Origin of the sequence: Thalassomonas actiniarum, assembly GCF_000948975.2 — a bacterium.
Classification (GTDB): Bacteria; Pseudomonadota; Gammaproteobacteria; order Enterobacterales; family Alteromonadaceae; genus Thalassomonas; species Thalassomonas actiniarum.
Window position 1 is genome coordinate 2,264,609 of sequence record NZ_CP059735.1, and the last position, 16,683, is coordinate 2,281,291.

General features: G+C 46.6%; 17 protein-coding genes. 9 read left to right on the plus strand and 8 right to left on the minus strand.

Annotated features, from left to right (window positions below; all coding sequences use genetic code 11):
- Window positions 1–94 precede the first annotated feature (94 nt).
- The 7 genes from SG35_RS09815 to htpG all read left to right on the plus strand — a co-directional run bounded on the left by SG35_RS09815 (window position 95) and on the right by htpG (window position 7,657).
- On the plus strand, window positions 95–505 hold the full coding sequence (locus tag SG35_RS09815) for an HvfA family oxazolone/thioamide-modified RiPP metallophore (RefSeq protein ID WP_044832497.1): 411 nt from the start codon (window positions 95–97) through the stop codon (window positions 503–505).
- A gap of 396 nt (window positions 506–901) precedes the next feature.
- On the plus strand, window positions 902–1,285 hold the full coding sequence (locus tag SG35_RS09820) for a response regulator (protein WP_044832498.1): 384 nt from the start codon (window positions 902–904) through the stop codon (window positions 1,283–1,285).
- 54 nt (window positions 1,286–1,339) lie between these two features.
- Window positions 1,340–1,885 carry an adenine phosphoribosyltransferase gene (gene apt, locus SG35_RS09825; protein ID WP_044832499.1) on the plus strand — a complete coding sequence of 182 codons (546 nt, stop codon included), beginning with the start codon at window positions 1,340–1,342 and terminating at the stop codon, window positions 1,883–1,885.
- Between the two features lie 8 nt (window positions 1,886–1,893).
- Window positions 1,894–4,272: a DNA polymerase III subunit gamma/tau gene (dnaX, locus tag SG35_RS09830; protein ID WP_044832500.1), complete on the plus strand. Its 2,379-nt coding sequence runs from the start codon at window positions 1,894–1,896 to the stop codon at window positions 4,270–4,272.
- 113 nt (window positions 4,273–4,385) lie between these two features.
- Window positions 4,386–4,715: a YbaB/EbfC family nucleoid-associated protein gene (locus SG35_RS09835; RefSeq protein ID WP_152646594.1), complete on the plus strand. Its 330-nt coding sequence runs from the start codon at window positions 4,386–4,388 to the stop codon at window positions 4,713–4,715.
- Between the two features lie 157 nt (window positions 4,716–4,872).
- A complete protein-coding gene (gene recR, locus SG35_RS09840; protein ID WP_044832502.1) occupies window positions 4,873–5,478 on the plus strand; it encodes a recombination mediator RecR in 606 nt (201 codons plus the stop codon).
- 238 nt (window positions 5,479–5,716) lie between these two features.
- The gene (htpG, locus tag SG35_RS09845; protein WP_044832503.1) at window positions 5,717–7,657 is read left to right on the plus strand and encodes a molecular chaperone HtpG; all 1,941 of its coding nucleotides are present in this window, start codon (window positions 5,717–5,719) and stop codon (window positions 7,655–7,657) included.
- 15 nt (window positions 7,658–7,672) lie between these two features.
- On the opposite strand, the gene SG35_RS09850 is transcribed toward htpG, so the two are convergent.
- On the minus strand, window positions 7,673–7,822 hold the full coding sequence (locus tag SG35_RS09850; RefSeq protein ID WP_160298279.1) for a hypothetical protein: 150 nt from the start codon (window positions 7,820–7,822) through the stop codon (window positions 7,673–7,675).
- Between the two features lie 127 nt (window positions 7,823–7,949).
- Between SG35_RS09850 and adk the strand changes: the two genes are divergently transcribed.
- Together adk and SG35_RS09860 are read left to right on the plus strand one after the other, a co-directional pair.
- Window positions 7,950–8,594 (plus strand): adenylate kinase, encoded by a 645-nt coding sequence (adk, locus tag SG35_RS09855; RefSeq protein ID WP_044832504.1) that lies wholly within the window; start codon window positions 7,950–7,952, stop codon window positions 8,592–8,594.
- A gap of 183 nt (window positions 8,595–8,777) precedes the next feature.
- Window positions 8,778–9,179 (plus strand): MAPEG family protein, encoded by a 402-nt coding sequence (locus tag SG35_RS09860; RefSeq protein WP_044832505.1) that lies wholly within the window; start codon window positions 8,778–8,780, stop codon window positions 9,177–9,179.
- Window positions 9,180–9,317: 138 nt separating this feature from the next.
- On the opposite strand, the gene SG35_RS09865 is transcribed toward SG35_RS09860, so the two are convergent.
- The 7 genes from SG35_RS09865 to hisB all read right to left on the minus strand — a co-directional run bounded on the left by SG35_RS09865 (window position 9,318) and on the right by hisB (window position 16,683).
- Window positions 9,318–9,614 carry a DUF6559 family protein gene (locus SG35_RS09865; protein ID WP_044832506.1) on the minus strand — a complete coding sequence of 99 codons (297 nt, stop codon included), beginning with the start codon at window positions 9,612–9,614 and terminating at the stop codon, window positions 9,318–9,320.
- A 214-nt stretch (window positions 9,615–9,828) separates the two neighbouring features.
- Entirely contained in the window at window positions 9,829–12,651 is a 2,823-nt protein-coding gene (locus SG35_RS09870; RefSeq protein ID WP_274055404.1) for a tetratricopeptide repeat protein, read from the minus strand.
- Window positions 12,652–12,818: 167 nt separating this feature from the next.
- Window positions 12,819–13,439, minus strand: a complete 621-nt coding sequence (gene hisIE, locus SG35_RS09875) for a bifunctional phosphoribosyl-AMP cyclohydrolase/phosphoribosyl-ATP diphosphatase HisIE (protein WP_044832508.1) — start codon at window positions 13,437–13,439, stop codon at window positions 12,819–12,821.
- On the minus strand, window positions 13,430–14,209 hold the full coding sequence (hisF, locus tag SG35_RS09880; protein WP_044832509.1) for an imidazole glycerol phosphate synthase subunit HisF: 780 nt from the start codon (window positions 14,207–14,209) through the stop codon (window positions 13,430–13,432). Before hisF ends, hisIE begins: the two co-directional genes overlap by 10 nt.
- Window positions 14,191–14,928 (minus strand): 1-(5-phosphoribosyl)-5-[(5-phosphoribosylamino)methylideneamino]imidazole-4-carboxamide isomerase, encoded by a 738-nt coding sequence (gene hisA / locus SG35_RS09885; RefSeq protein WP_044832510.1) that lies wholly within the window; start codon window positions 14,926–14,928, stop codon window positions 14,191–14,193. The genes hisF and hisA overlap by 19 nt, the downstream gene beginning before the upstream one ends.
- Before the next feature lie 58 nt (window positions 14,929–14,986).
- Window positions 14,987–15,616, minus strand: a complete 630-nt coding sequence (hisH, locus tag SG35_RS09890; protein WP_044832511.1) for an imidazole glycerol phosphate synthase subunit HisH — start codon at window positions 15,614–15,616, stop codon at window positions 14,987–14,989.
- Complete coding sequence (gene hisB, locus SG35_RS09895; RefSeq protein WP_044832512.1) at window positions 15,613–16,683, minus strand: bifunctional histidinol-phosphatase/imidazoleglycerol-phosphate dehydratase HisB; 1,071 nt, start codon at window positions 16,681–16,683, stop codon at window positions 15,613–15,615. The genes hisH and hisB overlap by 4 nt, the downstream gene beginning before the upstream one ends.

The following is a 16,683-nucleotide window of genomic DNA, read 5'->3' on the forward strand; positions in this document are numbered from 1 at the left end:
TACCAACGGATGAAATTTATATTTACCTTTAAAGGTCTACTTAAAAAACATAAAACTAACGGCCCCTGGTCAATTTACATAGTAGGAAACTCAAATGAACTTAATTAAAAAATCGGCAATCGGTGCATTTCTTGGATTAATGGCACTTTCTACACTGAGCATGGCCCCGGCAAAGGCAGAGTCTAATCCTTTTGCTGCTCAGGACATCATGACGGTGGTCGGCCATGGCGAGGAAAAGCAAGGTAAATGTGGTGAAGGCAAGTGCGGTGAAGGAAAAAGCAAAAAAGCCGAAGGTAAATGTGGTGAAGGCAAGTGCGGTGAAGGAAAAGCCAAAAAAGCCGCAGGTAAGTGTGGTGAAGGCAAATGTGGCGAAGGAAAAGCCAAAAAAGCCGCAGGTAAGTGTGGTGAGGGTAAATGTGGCGAAGGAAAAGCCAAAAAAGCTGCCGGCAAGTGTGGGGAAGGAAAATGCGGAGAAGGTAAGAAAACTTCCAAGTGTGGCGGTTAATTCTCAAGAATAGCAATAAGCGGCAGTAGGCTTTTTGCCAGCCGTGATAACGGGCTTTATGCCCGTTTTATTTTTTGTGGTGATAAAAACTGTAAGTGGTTAATACAGAAAATATTATTGTTTGTGCCAACTCGCTGAAAAGCGTGGATTACTCAAGAGTAATTTGATCCAGGTCAATTAAATCTGTGCAAATTGCTCATTTTGAGCTAAAATGCGCGCCTTTCATTTTATAGAGTAGTAAGATCAATATGTCCCACGATGAGAATTTCAAAGACGCGGCTTCTGTACGTCACTTATTAATTGCTTTTGTTGTCCTGTTTGGTATGCCTTTATTACCTATGTTGATGGGCTGGTATACCTTTTTACAATAAGTAGGTACCCCTGAATAATTCAACTATGAAAATATTAATTGTCGATGACAAACAAACGGTATTAAGCAGCTTAACGGCTTTACTGGAAAACGCCGGCCATTGCGTGGTGACCGCCAGTAACGGTTTAGATGGCTTTGAAAAAGCCCAGAGTCAGCCATTTGATTTGTTTGTTATCGACCATCTGATGCCGGTCATGAATGGCCTGGTATTGGTGAAAAATTTACGACAGCATCTTGATACGCAACATGCACCGATTTTGTTTATGAGTACTCAGGGAGTGGAAAGTTTAAAAGCTTTACCTGAATATCCCATGTTTACTTTTTCAATTGCCAAGCCGATCGATGAACAAGAGCTGTTTTTTGTCATTAATCAACTTTCAATTCAAAATAGTCAAAGTCAGTCACTATAAAATTGCCTCAATTTGCTTTATCCTTAGCAATTATCTTTTATATCTTAAGAACAAATGACTGAACAACAATTATCACTTCTCGAAAATGCCGTCCACACCATAGCCAATTATCCATGCGAAGGCGTCATGTTTCGTGATGTTACCGGGATTTTAGATAATGCCGAAGCATTTGCATTAACTATCGAGTTGATGACAAACGAATTTAAAGACAAAGGCTTTACTAAGGTTGTCGGTACCGAAGCCCGGGGGTTTTTATTCGGCGCGCCGCTGGCATTGGCATTAGGCGTAGGTTTTGTTCCTGTGCGTAAACCGGGTAAATTACCGCGCGAAACCATTGCCGAGCATTATCAACTGGAATATGGTCACGATACCCTGGAAATACACCAGGATGCCTTAACTCCCGATGATAAGGTATTAATTATCGACGACTTACTTGCTACCGGCGGTACCATAGACGCCACCACTAAGTTAATCCGCCGTCTGGGAGCCGAAGTCTCCGCTGCCGGATTTGTTATTTCCCTGCCTGATTTGGGCGGTGAAGCCAGATTAAAAGATCTGGATTTATCGATACTGTCTTTACTTCAGTATGAAGGTGAATAGCAGCTAATATGAGTTATCAGGTTTTAGCAAGAAAATGGCGACCTAAGTTATTTCAAGAGTTGATGGGGCAAGAGCATGTGGTTACCGTGCTGATGAATGCCTTGTCTCAGCAACGTCTACACCATGCTTACCTGTTTACCGGCACCCGGGGTGTCGGTAAAACAACCATAGCGCGAATTTTTGCTAAAAGCCTTAACTGTGAGCAGGGTGTCAGCGCAGAGCCCTGCGGACAGTGTGATGTGTGTGTGGATATCGACCAGGGGCGTTTTATCGACCTGCTTGAAATCGATGCGGCATCACGGACCAAGGTTGATGATACCCGTGAAATTCTTGATAACGTGCAATATGCGCCGAGTCGGGGCAGGTATAAAGTTTACCTGATCGATGAAGTTCATATGCTCTCGCGCAGCAGTTTTAATGCCTTATTGAAAACGCTGGAAGAGCCGCCCGAGCATGTTAAATTTATCCTGGCAACCACAGATCCGCAAAAACTGCCGGTCACGGTATTATCCCGGTGCCTGCAATTCCATCTTAAAGCATTAACCGTCAGGCAAATTGAAGAAAAATTAACGCAAATACTGGAGCAGGAAGCGGTCAAGCACGAGCCGGGCACCTTAACCCTGCTGGCAAAAGCCGCCCGCGGCAGTATGCGCGACTCCTTAAGTTTGACCGACCAGGCCATTGCCAAGGGGCAGGGTAATATAACCTTAGCCCACTTGCAGCAAATGCTTGGCGGCATAGATCAAAACTGGGTCTATAAAATTCTGATGGCCCTGCTCAAACAAGACGCTCAGGGCTTGATGGCATTATCGCTGGAAATTGCTTCCTACACCCCAAATTACAACCGTTTATTGGCAGAATTGATCCAACTGTTCCATCAGGTTGCCATGTTGCAGGTGGTGTCGCAGCATTTCGACGTTGCCCCCGAGCATCAGGTGCTGCTGGAAAAATTTGCCACCCTGATGTCGCCGGAAGATGTTCAGTTATATTACCAAATTGCCTTAAACGGCCGTAAGGACCTGCCCTACGCTTTTGATGAGCAAGCCGCTTTTGATATGGTGTTATTGCGTTTGCTTGCCTTTAAACCGGTAACAACAGCAGATGTTCAGACAGATACGGCAAGTATTAAGGCCGAGACCGCTACAGCAGTAGATTTTAATGAAACAGTCTTGCCCGAAACCCGGATAGCAAGTAGTGATATTTCGGTTGAGACGGCTGCACTGCCGCCGGTAAATCCAGCTCCCCGTGATCTTGAACCAGCCGTGAACAACCCTGGGCTGGGGATGAAAAGCCATGAGCAGGACATAAACAGCCATGAGCAGGATACCGGCACTTTGGAAAAGGACACTGTTAGCTTAGAAGCTGTTCCCGGCCAGGGTGAACCGCAAGTTTCTGCTGGCATCGGCCCAAGTGAGGAAAGTTTGGCTGCCGAGCTTAAGAGCATAGAAATGTCAGCCCAGTCACTTGGTCAGGCGGCAACAGACAATGCCAGTTTACAGCAATTACCTGCATCCTCAGAGCCTGAGCCAATAACACAAATTCCCGGGCATGGAGAAGCACAGGAAAATATCGGACAACATGATTTAAGCTCGGAGCTGAGCCGGGAGTTTACATCAGAAAATGATCCCGAGCCGGTGCCGGAGCCTTTAACTGCTAGCCAGGAACAAACCCCAGATCTTGATAACACTTTGGGGCAAGCAAGTCAGTCACAAACGGTGCCGCCGGAAAATGCTGCTTCAGCGCCAGTCGTAAGCCAAACCCCGGTAGATGCAGTGCTAGCCACCCGGAATATGTTGCGCAGCCGGAAAAAAGCACAGGAGAGTAAAGGAAAAAAGTCTGATGACGCAGGTTTGCGTCAGTCGGCAACCCCACAAAGCCAGTCTGCAGAGGAAACGGAAACTAGCCCTGATGCTGTTGTTAAGCCGGATATTCCTGCCCTGGAAACCTTGCCCCAGGCTCCTTACACACCTAATGTGATCGACCCCGCCAATGTCCGTAAGGCAAATCAAGTGGATAAATGGGCGAATATGATCGACACCATGGCCTTGAGCGGACGTTTGCGGCAGCTGGCGATCCATGCAACCATTTGCGAGTCTTCCACCGAAGAACAACTGGTGCTGAAACTGGATCAGTCCACTAAACATTTAAAAACCGACGCTGCCCACCAGCAGCTGGAAAACGCTTTAAGTCAGTACCAGCAGCGTAAAATTACCGTTGATATTAAAGTGGTAGAACAAACGGTAGCAGATCCTTATCAGATCCAGGCGGATATCAATGATAAACGTTACGATTATGCTAAAGCGTTACTGTTAGCCGATGATATCGTGATGACTTTGCAAAACGATTTTCAGGCAACCTTGGATGAGCAAACGATTGCGGCTTTATAACGCATCGTTATGTGTACAGATTTTCACAGAGTGAAAGTTGAAATAAAATAACCCGGACTTGAAATTAAAACCGTTTACCCCTATGTTTGGCGGTAAATACCCTTGGAGATAAAATTATGATGAAAGGTGGCATGGGCAACTTGATGAAGCAAGCCCAACAGATGCAAGCGAAAATGCAAAAGGCCCAGGAAGAACTGGCGAATATGGAAGTCACCGGTGAAGCCGGTGCCGGTTTAGTGAAAGTGACCATGACAGGCAGCCACAGCGTACGTCGTGTTGAAATTGATGACACACTTTTTGAAGACGACAAAGAAATGGTAGAAGACCTGGTTGCGGCCGCATTCAACGATGCCGTACGCCGTGTCGAAGAGCAAAACAAAGCTAAAATGGGTGATCTTACCGGTGGTATGCAAATGCCTCCCGGTTTTAAAATGCCTTTCTAAGCATTAAAGCATAAGAGATCAAGCGGTAATTCCAACGGGTTACCGCTTGATTTGTTTATGGGGTATGATTTGCGCGTTAGTGCCTTCCCTCGGGGGACCTCATAACCGGCTTTAAGATAATCTCCTACTTTACATCAACCTTTAAACAGGGCACACGATGAAATTCAGTCCTTTAGTACAAGAGTTAATCGACTCACTACGCTGCCTGCCGGGTGTCGGTGCGAAAACCGCACAACGCATGGCTTTTCATTTGCTCGAACGTAACCGTCACGGGGGCATGCAATTATCGGATTCCCTGGGGCGGGCCATGGACAGCATTGGCCATTGCCAGAAGTGCCGCAATTTTACCGAGCAGGACTTATGTGATATTTGCCAGAGCCCGAAGCGCCAACTTGCCGAAATTATCTGTATCGTTGAAAGCCCGGCGGATGTGATCGCCATTGAACAAACCGGTGAATTTACCGGGCAGTACTTTGTCCTGATGGGACACCTTTCCCCAATTGACGGCATAGGTCCGGATGATTTAGGGCTGGATATCCTGGCAGAACAATTGGCAAGCGGGCAATACAAGGAAATGATTTTGGCGACCAATCCGACGGTAGAAGGGGAAGCAACCGCCCATTATATTGCCGATCTTGCCCGTGAATCTCAGGTAACGGTTTCCCGGATTGCCCATGGCGTGCCTGTTGGCGGCGAGCTGGAATATGTTGACGGCAATACCTTATCCCATGCCTTGTCTGGCAGAAAAAATTACGGGATCTAATGATTTCGGCTATATTTCTTTATCCTTTTACGGGAAACTTTAGGGCAAATACAATTTTCCCGTAAACTTTCCCTTGAATTTTCTCCCGCCAGCCCCACATGTTAATTATCAACAAATAAACCGGGTTTTCACTCCGGTTATTATTTATTTTCGTTAGATGTCTTTTATGCCCCGGGGCTGCATTTAACGAAGTATTTATTTTAAGCAATAAAACGTTATTTAAAAGGAGATGTTTCAGATGTCTGAGACTGGTCAAAAAGAAGTTCATGGTTTTCAAACCGAAGTAAAACAATTACTTCAGTTAATGATACATTCACTGTATTCCAATAAAGAAATTTTCCTGCGTGAACTCGTTTCCAATGCCGCCGATGCAGCAGATAAACTTCGTTTTAAAGCTTTATCCGATGCCGATTTATATGAAGGTGACGGTGAGTTGCGGGTGCGTGTCAGCGCCGACAAAGAAAATAATACCATCACCATTTCCGATAATGGTATCGGTATGACCCGTGACGATGTTATCGAGCATTTGGGTACCATAGCAAAATCAGGTACCGCAGAATTCTTTTCTAAGTTGTCCGGCGACCAGGCGGCAGACTCCCAGCTGATCGGCCAGTTCGGTGTCGGTTTCTATTCCGCTTTTATTGTTGCCGATAAAGTGACGGTACGTACCCGTGTTGCCGGCGGCGCAGCCAGCGAAGGTGTCCAGTGGACTTCTGCCGGTGAAGGGGACTTTACCGTTGAAAGCATCGAAAAGGCCAACCGCGGTACCGACATTATTCTTCACCTTAAAGAAGATGAAGCAGAATTCCTTGATGACTGGCGCTTAAAGTCAATTGTCACTAAGTACTCGGATCACATTTCGGTCTCGGTAGAAATGCTGACCCCAGAAGTGGCTGAAATACCGGAAAGTGAAGGCCCTGACGGTGAAAAAATTCCGGCAGTACCGGCCAAACCGGCAGAATGGCAAGCCACCAACAAGGCGACTGCTTTATGGACACGTGAAAAGTCTGAGCTTAACGACGACGAATACAAAGAGTTTTACAAGCATGTTTCCCACGACTTCTCCGATCCGCTGTTATGGGCCCATAACAAGGTAGAAGGGAAAACCGAATATACCAGCTTGCTTTATATTCCTTCTAAAGCCCCGTTTGACATGTATAACCGTGAAAAACAGCACGGCTTAAAGTTATATGTGCAGCGGGTATTCATTATGGATGATGCCGAGCAGTTTATGCCGACCTACTTACGTTTTGTTAAAGGTTTGCTTGATTCCAACGATTTACCGTTAAATGTATCCCGTGAAATTTTACAGGACAACAAGGTAACCCAGGCGATCCGTAAAGGTTGTACCAAGCGCGTACTGACTATGCTTGAGCGTTTAGGCAAAAACGATAAAGAAAAATACCAGACTTTCTGGGATGAATTTGGTCAGGTGTTAAAAGAAGGCCCGGCGGAAGACATGGCTCACAAAGAGCAAATCGCCAAGTTATTACGTTTTGCTTCAACGAAAGAAAACACGGCGACACAAAATGTTTCTCTGGCCGAGTATATCGAGCGTATGCAGGAAGGGCAGGAGAAGATTTATTTTGTTGTTGCCGATAACTTTGAAGCGGCGAAAAACAGCCCGCATTTAGAAGTTTTCCGTAAGAAAGGCATCGAAGTCTTGTTATTGTCTGATCGCATCGATGAATGGTTGATCAGCCACTTGACCGAATTTGACGGCAAGCAGCTGCAGTCGGTTGCCCGCGGCGGCCTTGATTTAGGTGATATGGATGATGAAGAAACCAAAGAAGCCCAGGAAAAGCTTGAGCAGGAATTTGACTCTGTCGTTACCCGTATCAAAGAAGTGTTAAAAGATAAGGTTAAAGATGTACGCTTGTCACAGCGTCTGACGGATTCTCCTGCTTGTATCGTGACCGATGAACAGGACATGAGCAGCCAGATGATGAAGCTGATGGAATCTGTGGGCCAGCCGGTGCCTGACTCCAAGCCTATTTTTGAAATCAATGCCGAGCACGATCTGGTGCGCCATGTTGCCGATGAACAGGATGATGAACAGTTCAAACAATGGACAGATGTATTATTTGATCAAGCCATGCTGGCAGAGCGGGGAAGCTTGCAGGACCCTGCCAGTTTTGTCAGCCGTTTGAACAAATTGATGCTGAGTTTAGCTAAGTAATTTGTTCGTTGATACTTAAATAATGGCGCCTTCAGGCGCCATTATTTTATCCGAACCACTTATGCTGGCAGGATTGGCAACAGGGTGAAATTTTGCCACTTTTGTCAGCTTTTTGAGTAAATTAATCTTGGCGGTGATCAGCATATTATTTACTTGTTGATCCATGACTTAAAAAAGGCGTATTTATGCTGCTTTTTTGCTTCTAAGGCCGCTTTGGGCTTGTCTGTCTAGTGGTGAGCTTGTATAGTGTGTTTTTTTTTAAACCGTCATAAATAATATAAGGCAATATTATATGCGCATTATTCTGTTAGGTGCCCCTGGCGCGGGTAAAGGTACCCAGGCACAGTTTTTAATGGCTAAATTTGGTATTCCACAAATTTCAACCGGCGACATGCTTCGTGCCGCTATTAAAGCAGGTACTGAATTAGGTATTAAGGCTAAAGCGGTTATGGATGCCGGGCAGTTAGTTTCCGATGAACTTATCATTGGATTGGTGAAAGAACGCATCAGCGAAGACGACTGCAAACAAGGGTTTTTACTGGACGGTTTCCCTCGTACTATTCCCCAGGCCGATGCCATGAAAGAAAACGGCGTTTCGGTTGACAGCGTGATTGAATTTGACGTGCCGGATGAAGTGATTGTTGAGCGCATGGCAGGCCGTCGCGTACATGCCAGTTCAGGACGCGTTTATCATACCACCTATAATCCGCCAAAAGTGGAAGGTAAAGATGATGAAACCGGCGAAGACTTATCAATTCGCCCGGATGATGAAGAAGCCACGGTACGTAAACGTTTGGCCATCTACCATGATCAAACCAAACCTCTGGTGAATTATTATAAAGGTGAAGCAGATGCCAAGCAGTGCAGCTACCTGACTATCGACGGCACACAGCCGGTTGAACAGGTCAGCGCACTGATTGCTGAAACCTTAGGCTGATTTCTTCCCTGATATCAGACTTGAAGCCCGCCTGGCGGGCTTTTTTGATCCCGCAGTCATGCTATTTGATAATATTTGACTGAATAAACACGCTTTTTTTCTTTTTTAGCCCTGTTAATTTCATGGTATTTCTTTACAGTAGAGGCAGTTTTATTTGCCGCTTAATTTAGTAAAGGAATCATTATGAGTTTTAGCTTTGCCATCACCGGTTTTTATGCCGGTTTATTAACCCTGTTGCTGATTGTACATTCCGTGAATGTGATCCGTATGCGTTTAAAGTTTAAGGTGGGTCTGGGGGAAGGTGCCGAGGATCAACGACCTTTGATCAAAGCGGTGCGTATCCACGGTAACTTTGTTGAATATATCCCTTTATCTTTGCTTTTGATGGCCGCTTATGAGATAGCCGGCGGTAATGCCCAACTATTGCATGCCTTGGGAGCTGTGCTGGTTATTGGCCGGATATTTCACGCTATGGGCTTGAATAAAAGTATCGGTACCAGCCGTGAGCGGCAAATCGGTATGCTTGCTACCTTTATCGTTATGCTGGTGTTAGCGGTTGAAAATATCCGTTTGTTCCTTGTCTAGCAAAGACAAGCAAGAGATAACTACAGCAAAGAGCCAAAATAGTTTTTGGCTCTTTTTGGGATGCAATTAATATTTAAAGGCGAGAGTAAACTGTGCCGCTTTGATGAAGGAAAGGAGATTTATCAGCTTCCCTCAAATTTAATGACTTAATACCTGCAGGTAACCCTGATATTTATAGCCGTTAAGAAAATCCGTTAATTCTTTTTTATAGCAGGGAATAGAGATTTCCGGAAACTCGGCATCGAGCACTTGTTTCAGTTCACTTTCATTGAGGAACAGAATATAACCCAAAGGCAGGTATTGCGGATTGAAGTCACATTGATATACGGTGGCTCTTAACTGGCTTGCAGTATAACAGTGTTGTTCACCGTAACGTTTACGTAATTTAGGTAATAATTTAGTACCGTATTTTTTAATTGCCCAGTATTTAAACATAGCTTTTTCCCTAATGACTTAACTCAAGCAGTGAAATTGGGAATATTATTATTCTTCACTTATCAAGACCTTGGCCTGGTAAGCTGAATAAACACCATTATTGCCCCCGAATATTTAGTAGGGAGATTATAGGCATATTTGCATATCAGTAATATTACGGCACATTACAGAAGATTAGGCTTTTGTTTTTGCTGGTAAGTATACCTGCATCAGTTCACTGGCCGACATTTGCGGGGATCCTGATGGTAAAACCCGCCCCGGTATGCCCTGAGGGAGAGCGGTAAAGAATACTGCCTCCGAGCCGTTGGTTTACCTGGTTATAGGCAATATGTAATCCAAGTCCGGTATGGCTTTTATAACGTTTGGTGGTAAAAAAAGGTTCAAATAGCTGCTTAAGATTTTCCTGGCGGATGCCGTGGCCATTGTCCTGGTAGGCGATGACAACCGTGTCTGCTTTTGCACTGAGGTCGATGTTTATCTTTCTTGCATTTGTGTTTTCAAAACCGTGAAAAATAGAGTTATGGATCAAAATCTCCATTACCTGAACCAAACAATCCGGATAGCTGTACATCTCAATGGCCCGGGGACAGGTAATCACATAAGTGTGCTGCGAACGCTTCAGCTCTGTTTTAAACGGGGTAAAGGCACTTTCTATGCATGTCTGTAAATCAAAGGTTTTGGCGGTTTCGCCATCCTTATCTACCGAGGCTTGTTTAAATGTCTGTATCAGGCTTGAAGAGCGGGCAACATTGTTTTCTATTAATTGACAGCTGTTTTGCAAATCCCTGATAAAATGTTGCATCTGGGACCTGGTTAACGTTTTGCTGTTAAAGCGGGTGTTAAAGTTTTCGGTGAGTTCTTTTAGTACGCTTACCGCAGTAATGGTGATGCCCAAGGGGGTATTGATTTCATGGGCTATGCCTGAAACTAAACGACCCAGGGAGGCAATTTTTTCGACTTCTACCAGGGTGATCTGCAAAGCTTCCAACTCCTTTATTTTTTCCTGTAATGCCTGATTGGCATCCCTTAAGGCTGTTGTACGTTCATCCACCCTGAGTTCAAGTTCAGTATTGAGTTTTATCAATGCCTGTTCGTGGGATTTCAGCTCGGAAATATCCCTTAAGGTGCCAGTGAGGCGGGTAGGGTTGCCCTGGCTATCAAATTCAACCGCTTTGCCGCGGTCGAGTACCCACATCCAGCCGCCTTTTTTATGCTTCAGGCGGTAGCAGGCTTCAAAAAAACCTAAATGGCTGGTTAAATATTGCTCCAGAGAAAGGACTAACAAGTCATAATCATCCGGGTGAACCACATCTTTTAATGTCGAGAGATCATTTGCCGGGTATTCCCCGGGCAGGTTAATGTCGCTGAAGTGGTTAATTCTCGTGACCTGGTGGTTATTTAAGTTCCAGTCCCATAATTCATTACCACTGCCCCACAGGGCAAGCTTTAACCGTTTTTTGCTGATCCTGATCTCATCCAGGGCTTTACGTTCGATGGCAAGCTGTTTCCTGGTGCTGATACGGTAATAAATAAAGACCAGCAGGCTAAAGGCAAAAAATAGGGCTATCAGGTAGGTATTGCGTTTGGCGATTTGGCTGCTGATTTCCAGTGCTGAAATTTTATTCTTCTGCGTCAGGGATTCGATCTGGCGCTGCTTTTGATCAAGCTGATAACTTACCCTGAGGACATCAATATGCTGCAGGCTTTTTTGACTTGAAATTTTTTTCTGCAGGCTTTGATAGTTTTTGTTTGCCTCCAGGGCAAGCTGAAATTTACCCAGTAGTTCATAAACAGCCGACAGTTGCTGATAGGCGTTTAACCTGGTGTCATTAGCCCGGGTTTTGACGGAGATATCGATACTGCGCTGTAAATGGGGGATAGCGGCGGCATTTTTTCCCTGCATTTTTTTCATTTCTCCTCTGGCAAGTTCCACCTCGGCAATGCGGCGTTTAATGTCTGCTTCTTGAAAAATCGTAAGTGCGGTGGAGAAGTGCTGCGACGCCTGGTCAAAGTTCCCTTGTTCCCGGTAGATTTGTCCCAGGTGTAATGCGGCAATACCTTCCCTTACCGGGTGATTGATTTCTTTGGCTAACTCAAGCGCCTGTCTCAGGTGGCTTAAGGCCTGCGGTATTTCTCCCGACAGGCGGTAGGTTTCGCCCAGGTTGAGTAAGGTAAAAACAATTCCCCTGCGGTAGCCTAAAGTTTGTTTAAGTTTTAGTGATTGATGATACATGAGCAGTGCCTGCTCATAATCCCCGATACTTTGATACACCCGGGCGGTATTGTTATATAAAATAGCCAGCGCCCGGGGATCATCGAGATCTTGCATCACGCTCAGTGCTTGCAACAGGTAATCAAGTGCGGTTTCCAGATCACCTATCTGGCGGTAAATCGTACCTATATTTGCTACCTGGTGGGCCACCTGCTTGTTATCTCCCAGCTGCTGATAGAGTTGTTGAGCCCGCAAGTTATATTCCAGCGATTTTCCGTATTGGGATAAGTCCCTGTGCTCATAAGCCATTAAGCGAAAGAGCCCCGCCAGGCTTTTGATATCATCAATATCCTGTGCGATATCATAGGCAAGCTCATACTGTTTTAGTGCTTCGCGGGAGGCAGATAAACTTGCCAGGATACGCCCCGCCACTTTATAGGCAAGTACCTTGTTTGCCAGGTTATTGTCAGTATCGGCGATTGCCAGCGCCCGGGAGACTTGGGTGTTGGCCAGCTCGGTTTTGCCAAGATACATATTGGCCGTTGCCAGATAGCTCATGATCTGGCTTTCCTGATCCGGGTTAGGGCTGCGGGCTAAAATGGCGAGTGCCTGGTGGCAGTAAGCCAGAGACTTATCCTGCATGTAATGTACGTTTTCAAATAAAAAAGCGAGAATCAGGGGAATTTTTTCGTTGTCGGGGGCTCTGGCTATGTCTGCCTCCTGCTGGCTTAATTTCCCGGGGAGTTCTTCCGGAAAAGCAAGCGAAACCGGCGAAATCGCCAGGCTGCAGGCAAGAGCGAGTATAGGCAGTAAGTGTCTGGCCACGGGGATCATCTTCTGCCTGCTAGACAAAATAACCTGAGAAAGTTTTGCTTAAAACCTTGCTGTAAATGATGTTATGTACCATTTGAAGCGGGAGAATATTTTAATTCTAGTCCACATCCTTGTGGTGATCACCCGTGTCCGGGCGCAGTTATTCTTGTGTCTGCGCTTTATTTATTATGCCGGTTGGCCAGGACCTCCATCACTTCGCTCAGGTCGATATTTTTATCCTGCAGTAATACCAGAGTGTGGTAAAACAAATCGGCGCATTCCCCCAATAACGCTTCCCGGGATTCGGCTACCGCCGCTAAAGCCACTTCAACCCCTTCTTCTCCTACTTTTTGTGCCATTTTAGTGGTGCCTCTGGCAAATAAACTGGCGGTGTAACTGCTGTTTGGGTCTTGGTCTTTTCTTGAAGCTATGACCTGTTCAAGGTAACCGAGAAAGTTTTTCCTGTGAATGTCCTGCTCGGGGAAACACGAATCCGTCCCCAGATGACAGGTGGGTCCCTGGGGACGGCAGAAAATTAACAGGCTGTCTTGATCGCAGTCACAGATGACATTATCCAGGTTGAGGTAGTTGCCCGAGACTTCCCCCTTGACCCATAATCTTTGCTTGGAGCGACTGAAAAAGGTTGCTTTGCCGGTTTTTAAACTGGCGGTGAGGGCGTCGCGGTTCATATAACCCTGCATCAGCACTGCGCCGGTATCCTGGTGCTGGATAATGGCCGGCAGCATATCCGCCATTTTATCCCAGGCCAACAGCTCAATATTGTCTAGTGTTACTTGCATAATCGGATCTCTATCTGTTGCTCGGCTAAATATTGCTTTAGCGCATTTATTTCAATTATTTTTTTGTGAAAAACACTGGCAGCCAGGGCACCGTCGACATCTGCTTGCTCAAAAACGTCTTTAAAATGCTCCTCCCTCCCGGCGCCGCCGGAGGCGATCAACGGGATATTGCAGATGTCGCGAACCAGGGTTAACTGATCCAGGTCATAACCCTGGCGGACTCCGTCCTGGTTCATACAGTTAAGCACGATTTCACCGGCGCCGAGGGCCTGCACTTCTTTAACCCAGTCTAAGGTGATCCAGCTTGTGGCCGAGGTTTTTTTCTCGTCACCGGTAAACTGGTATACCTGGTATTGGCCTGTGTTTTTATCATAAAAGCTGTCGATACCCACCACCACGCATTGCTGGCCGAAGTGATCGGCGAGTTTGGTGATAAGCCTTGGGTTTTGCAGGGCAGGGGAGTTAATGCTGATCTTATCTGCCCCCATTTTTAAAATTTGTTGGGCATCTTGCTCACTTTTGATACCGCCTGCGACACAAAAAGGAATGTCTATCACTTCGGCAATGCGTCTGACCCAGCTTTTATCCACCACCCTGGCGTCGCTGCTGGCGGTAATATCGTAAAAAACCAGTTCATCGGCTCCGGCATCGGCATAAGCCTGGGCCAGCGGCACAATATCGCCGATGATTTCATGGTTGCGAAACTGTACGCCCTTGACAACTTTGCCGTCTCTGACGTCCAGGCAGGGAATTATCCGTTTGGCCAGCATGTGATAGCCTCCTCTAAAGTAAACTTGCCTTCGAGTAAGGAGCGCCCCAGGATCACGCCGCTGACCCCGGTGGGGATCAGGGCTTTAATGTCTTCCAGGCTGCCGATGCCGCCTGAGGCCTGCCACTTTATCTCGGGGTAGTTTTGGCAAAGCTCAGTATAAAGGTTTACGTTTGAGCCGCTTAAGGTGCCGTCTTTACTGATGTCGGTGCATAATACGTGTTTGATGCCGGCATCCTGGTAGCCATCAAGCAAGGGTTCTAAGGTTATGCCGCTATCCTTGATCCAGCCATGGGTGGGTAGCTGCTTACGCCCCTGTTCATCAATACGGATATCCAGTGCCAGTACGATTTTTTCACTGCCATATTTTGCCAGCCACGCTTGTACCAGTGCCGGTTGTTTGATGGCCAGGCTGCCAATCACTACGCGATCTGCGCCCAGTTCAAGCAGTTGCTGCACATCCTGTTCATTGCGGATGCCGCCACCGACCTGGATCACCATGCCGGGATGCTTGACCAGGTTTTTTAACGTGCCCAGCTGGCGTTTGCTACTGTCTTTGGCGCCGTCTAAATCAACAAAGTGCATCACTTGGGCACCCGCGCTGGCATAAGCTTGCTGGCGCTCCTGCGGGGAATATTGGTATTGGGTTTTCTGCTGATAATCCCCCTGGTACAGCCGCACCACTTGACCATTAATTAAATCAATTGCCGGGATCATCATAATGGCTTATCTCCTGAAATGTTACCTTGTAAAAGTGTTTTATTATTAACTGCTTGCATTATAACTCCAAAAAATTTTCGATGATCTTTCTGCCGAGCGCACCGGAGCGCTCGGGGTGAAATTGACAGCCGATAAAATTGTCTTTGGCTATGGCGGCAGAAAAAGTGCTGCCGTATTCACAACTGGCAACGGTAAACTCGCTTACCGGCGCGGCAAAGCTATGGACAAAATAAAAATAATCCCCGGGTTTAATGCCGGTAAGTACCGGGTGCTCTGTTACCGAAGTTAAGGTATTCCAGCCCATATGGGGTAGACGCTTACCCCTTGCCTGCAATGGCGAGATCCTGGTTGGGATCACATTTAAGCCGTTTACTTGCCTGGCTTCACCAGCGGCACCTTCTGTTGAAGGCTTTACCCCTTCAGTTGAGGACTCTGCCATCAGCTGCATGCCCAAACAAAAGCCCAATACCGGCTGTTGCAATGCTTTAATTGTGGCCTCCAGATGCTTTTGGCGAATATTTTTCATGGCATGGCGGGCATTGCCCACCCCGGGTAAGAATACTTTATCCGCCTGGCTGATTATCTTGGGGTCATCTGAAATGTCGACCGGATAACCTAGGCGTTTTATCGCCGATTCAACCGAAAACAGATTAGCGCAGCCGGTGTCGATAATAATATTTTTCACTATAAGGTCCCTTTGGAGCTGGGCAATTCATTACCTTCAATTTTTATCGCCTGGCGCAAGGCCCGGCCAAAAACTTTAAACAGGCTTTCTACCTGGTGGTGGCAATTGCCCTCACTGGTGGACAAGTGCAGGGTAATGGCCATGGCATCCGCCAGTGAGCGGAAAAAATGCGAGACCATCTGGGTGGACATATTGCCGACCCGGCTGTCGGTAAATTCGGCGTCAAACTCCAACCAGGGGCGGCCGGACAAATCTAATGCACATTCGGCGCGGCACTCATCCATGGGCAGGACAAAGCCAAAGCGGCCGATACCACGTTTATCGCCTAAGGCCTGTTTGAGTGCCTGTCCCAGCGCCAGGGCGGTATCTTCCACGCTGTGGTGTTCATCGATGTGATAATCGCCGTCAACTTTGCAATTTAGGCTAAAGCCGCCGTGGGTGGCGATTTGTTCCAGCATATGGTCAAAAAAGCCTGAGCCGGTATTAATGGCAATATCACCGGTTTTATCGAGATTAACCGAGACCTTGATGTCGGTTTCTTTGGTGGTACGGATCACTTGGCTCTGTCTTGGTTTTTTCAGCAATAATTCGGCGATGGCATCCCAGTCCAGTGTTTGCCTGTTATATTGGAGTCCTTTGATCCCCATATTTTCTGCCAGCTTAAGATCTGTCTCCCGATCACCAATAACATAAGAATTGGCAAAGTTAACCTTACCTTGCTGCAGGTAATCGCTGACCAAACCCAGCTTAGGTTTGCGGCAGCTGCAATTGTCCTCTTCAAAATGCGGACACAGCAGGACATCGGCAAAGGTGATGCCTTGTGAGTCAAACAGAGCCATCATTTTGTTGTGGGGCAGGTCAAAATCCTGCTGCGGATAACTTTGTGTGCCCAGTCCATCCTGGTTTGATACCATCACCAGGGTAAAACCTTTTGCCTGCAGCGCCAGCAATACCGGGATCACCTTAGGCTCAAACACCAGCTTTTCCAGGCTGTCTACCTGCTTATCCGTTACCGGCTCTTCAATCAGGGTGCCGTCTCTGTCTATAAATAAAATATCTTGCTGGCTCAT

Bases quoted from the DNA above. Each gene is read 5' to 3' on its own strand.
- SG35_RS09815 (WP_044832497.1), top strand. From the start codon at position 95: ATGAACTTAATTAAAAAATCGGCAATCGGTGCATTTCTTGGATTAATG.
- SG35_RS09820 (WP_044832498.1), top strand. From the start codon at position 902: ATGAAAATATTAATTGTCGATGACAAACAAACGGTATTAAGCAGCTTA.
- apt (WP_044832499.1), top strand. From the start codon at position 1,340: ATGACTGAACAACAATTATCACTTCTCGAAAATGCCGTCCACACCATA.
- dnaX (WP_044832500.1), top strand. From the start codon at position 1,894: ATGAGTTATCAGGTTTTAGCAAGAAAATGGCGACCTAAGTTATTTCAA.
- recR (WP_044832502.1), top strand. From the start codon at position 4,873: ATGAAATTCAGTCCTTTAGTACAAGAGTTAATCGACTCACTACGCTGC.
- htpG (WP_044832503.1), top strand. From the start codon at position 5,717: ATGTCTGAGACTGGTCAAAAAGAAGTTCATGGTTTTCAAACCGAAGTA.
- SG35_RS09850 (WP_160298279.1), bottom strand. From the start codon at position 7,822: ATGGATCAACAAGTAAATAATATGCTGATCACCGCCAAGATTAATTTA.
- adk (WP_044832504.1), top strand. From the start codon at position 7,950: ATGCGCATTATTCTGTTAGGTGCCCCTGGCGCGGGTAAAGGTACCCAG.
- SG35_RS09860 (WP_044832505.1), top strand. From the start codon at position 8,778: ATGAGTTTTAGCTTTGCCATCACCGGTTTTTATGCCGGTTTATTAACC.
- SG35_RS09865 (WP_044832506.1), bottom strand. From the start codon at position 9,614: ATGTTTAAATACTGGGCAATTAAAAAATACGGTACTAAATTATTACCT.
- hisIE (WP_044832508.1), bottom strand. From the start codon at position 13,439: ATGCAAGTAACACTAGACAATATTGAGCTGTTGGCCTGGGATAAAATG.
- hisF (WP_044832509.1), bottom strand. From the start codon at position 14,209: ATGCTGGCCAAACGGATAATTCCCTGCCTGGACGTCAGAGACGGCAAA.
- hisA (WP_044832510.1), bottom strand. From the start codon at position 14,928: ATGATGATCCCGGCAATTGATTTAATTAATGGTCAAGTGGTGCGGCTG.
- hisB (WP_044832512.1), bottom strand. From the start codon at position 16,683: ATGAGCCAGCAAGATATTTTATTTATAGACAGAGACGGCACCCTGATT.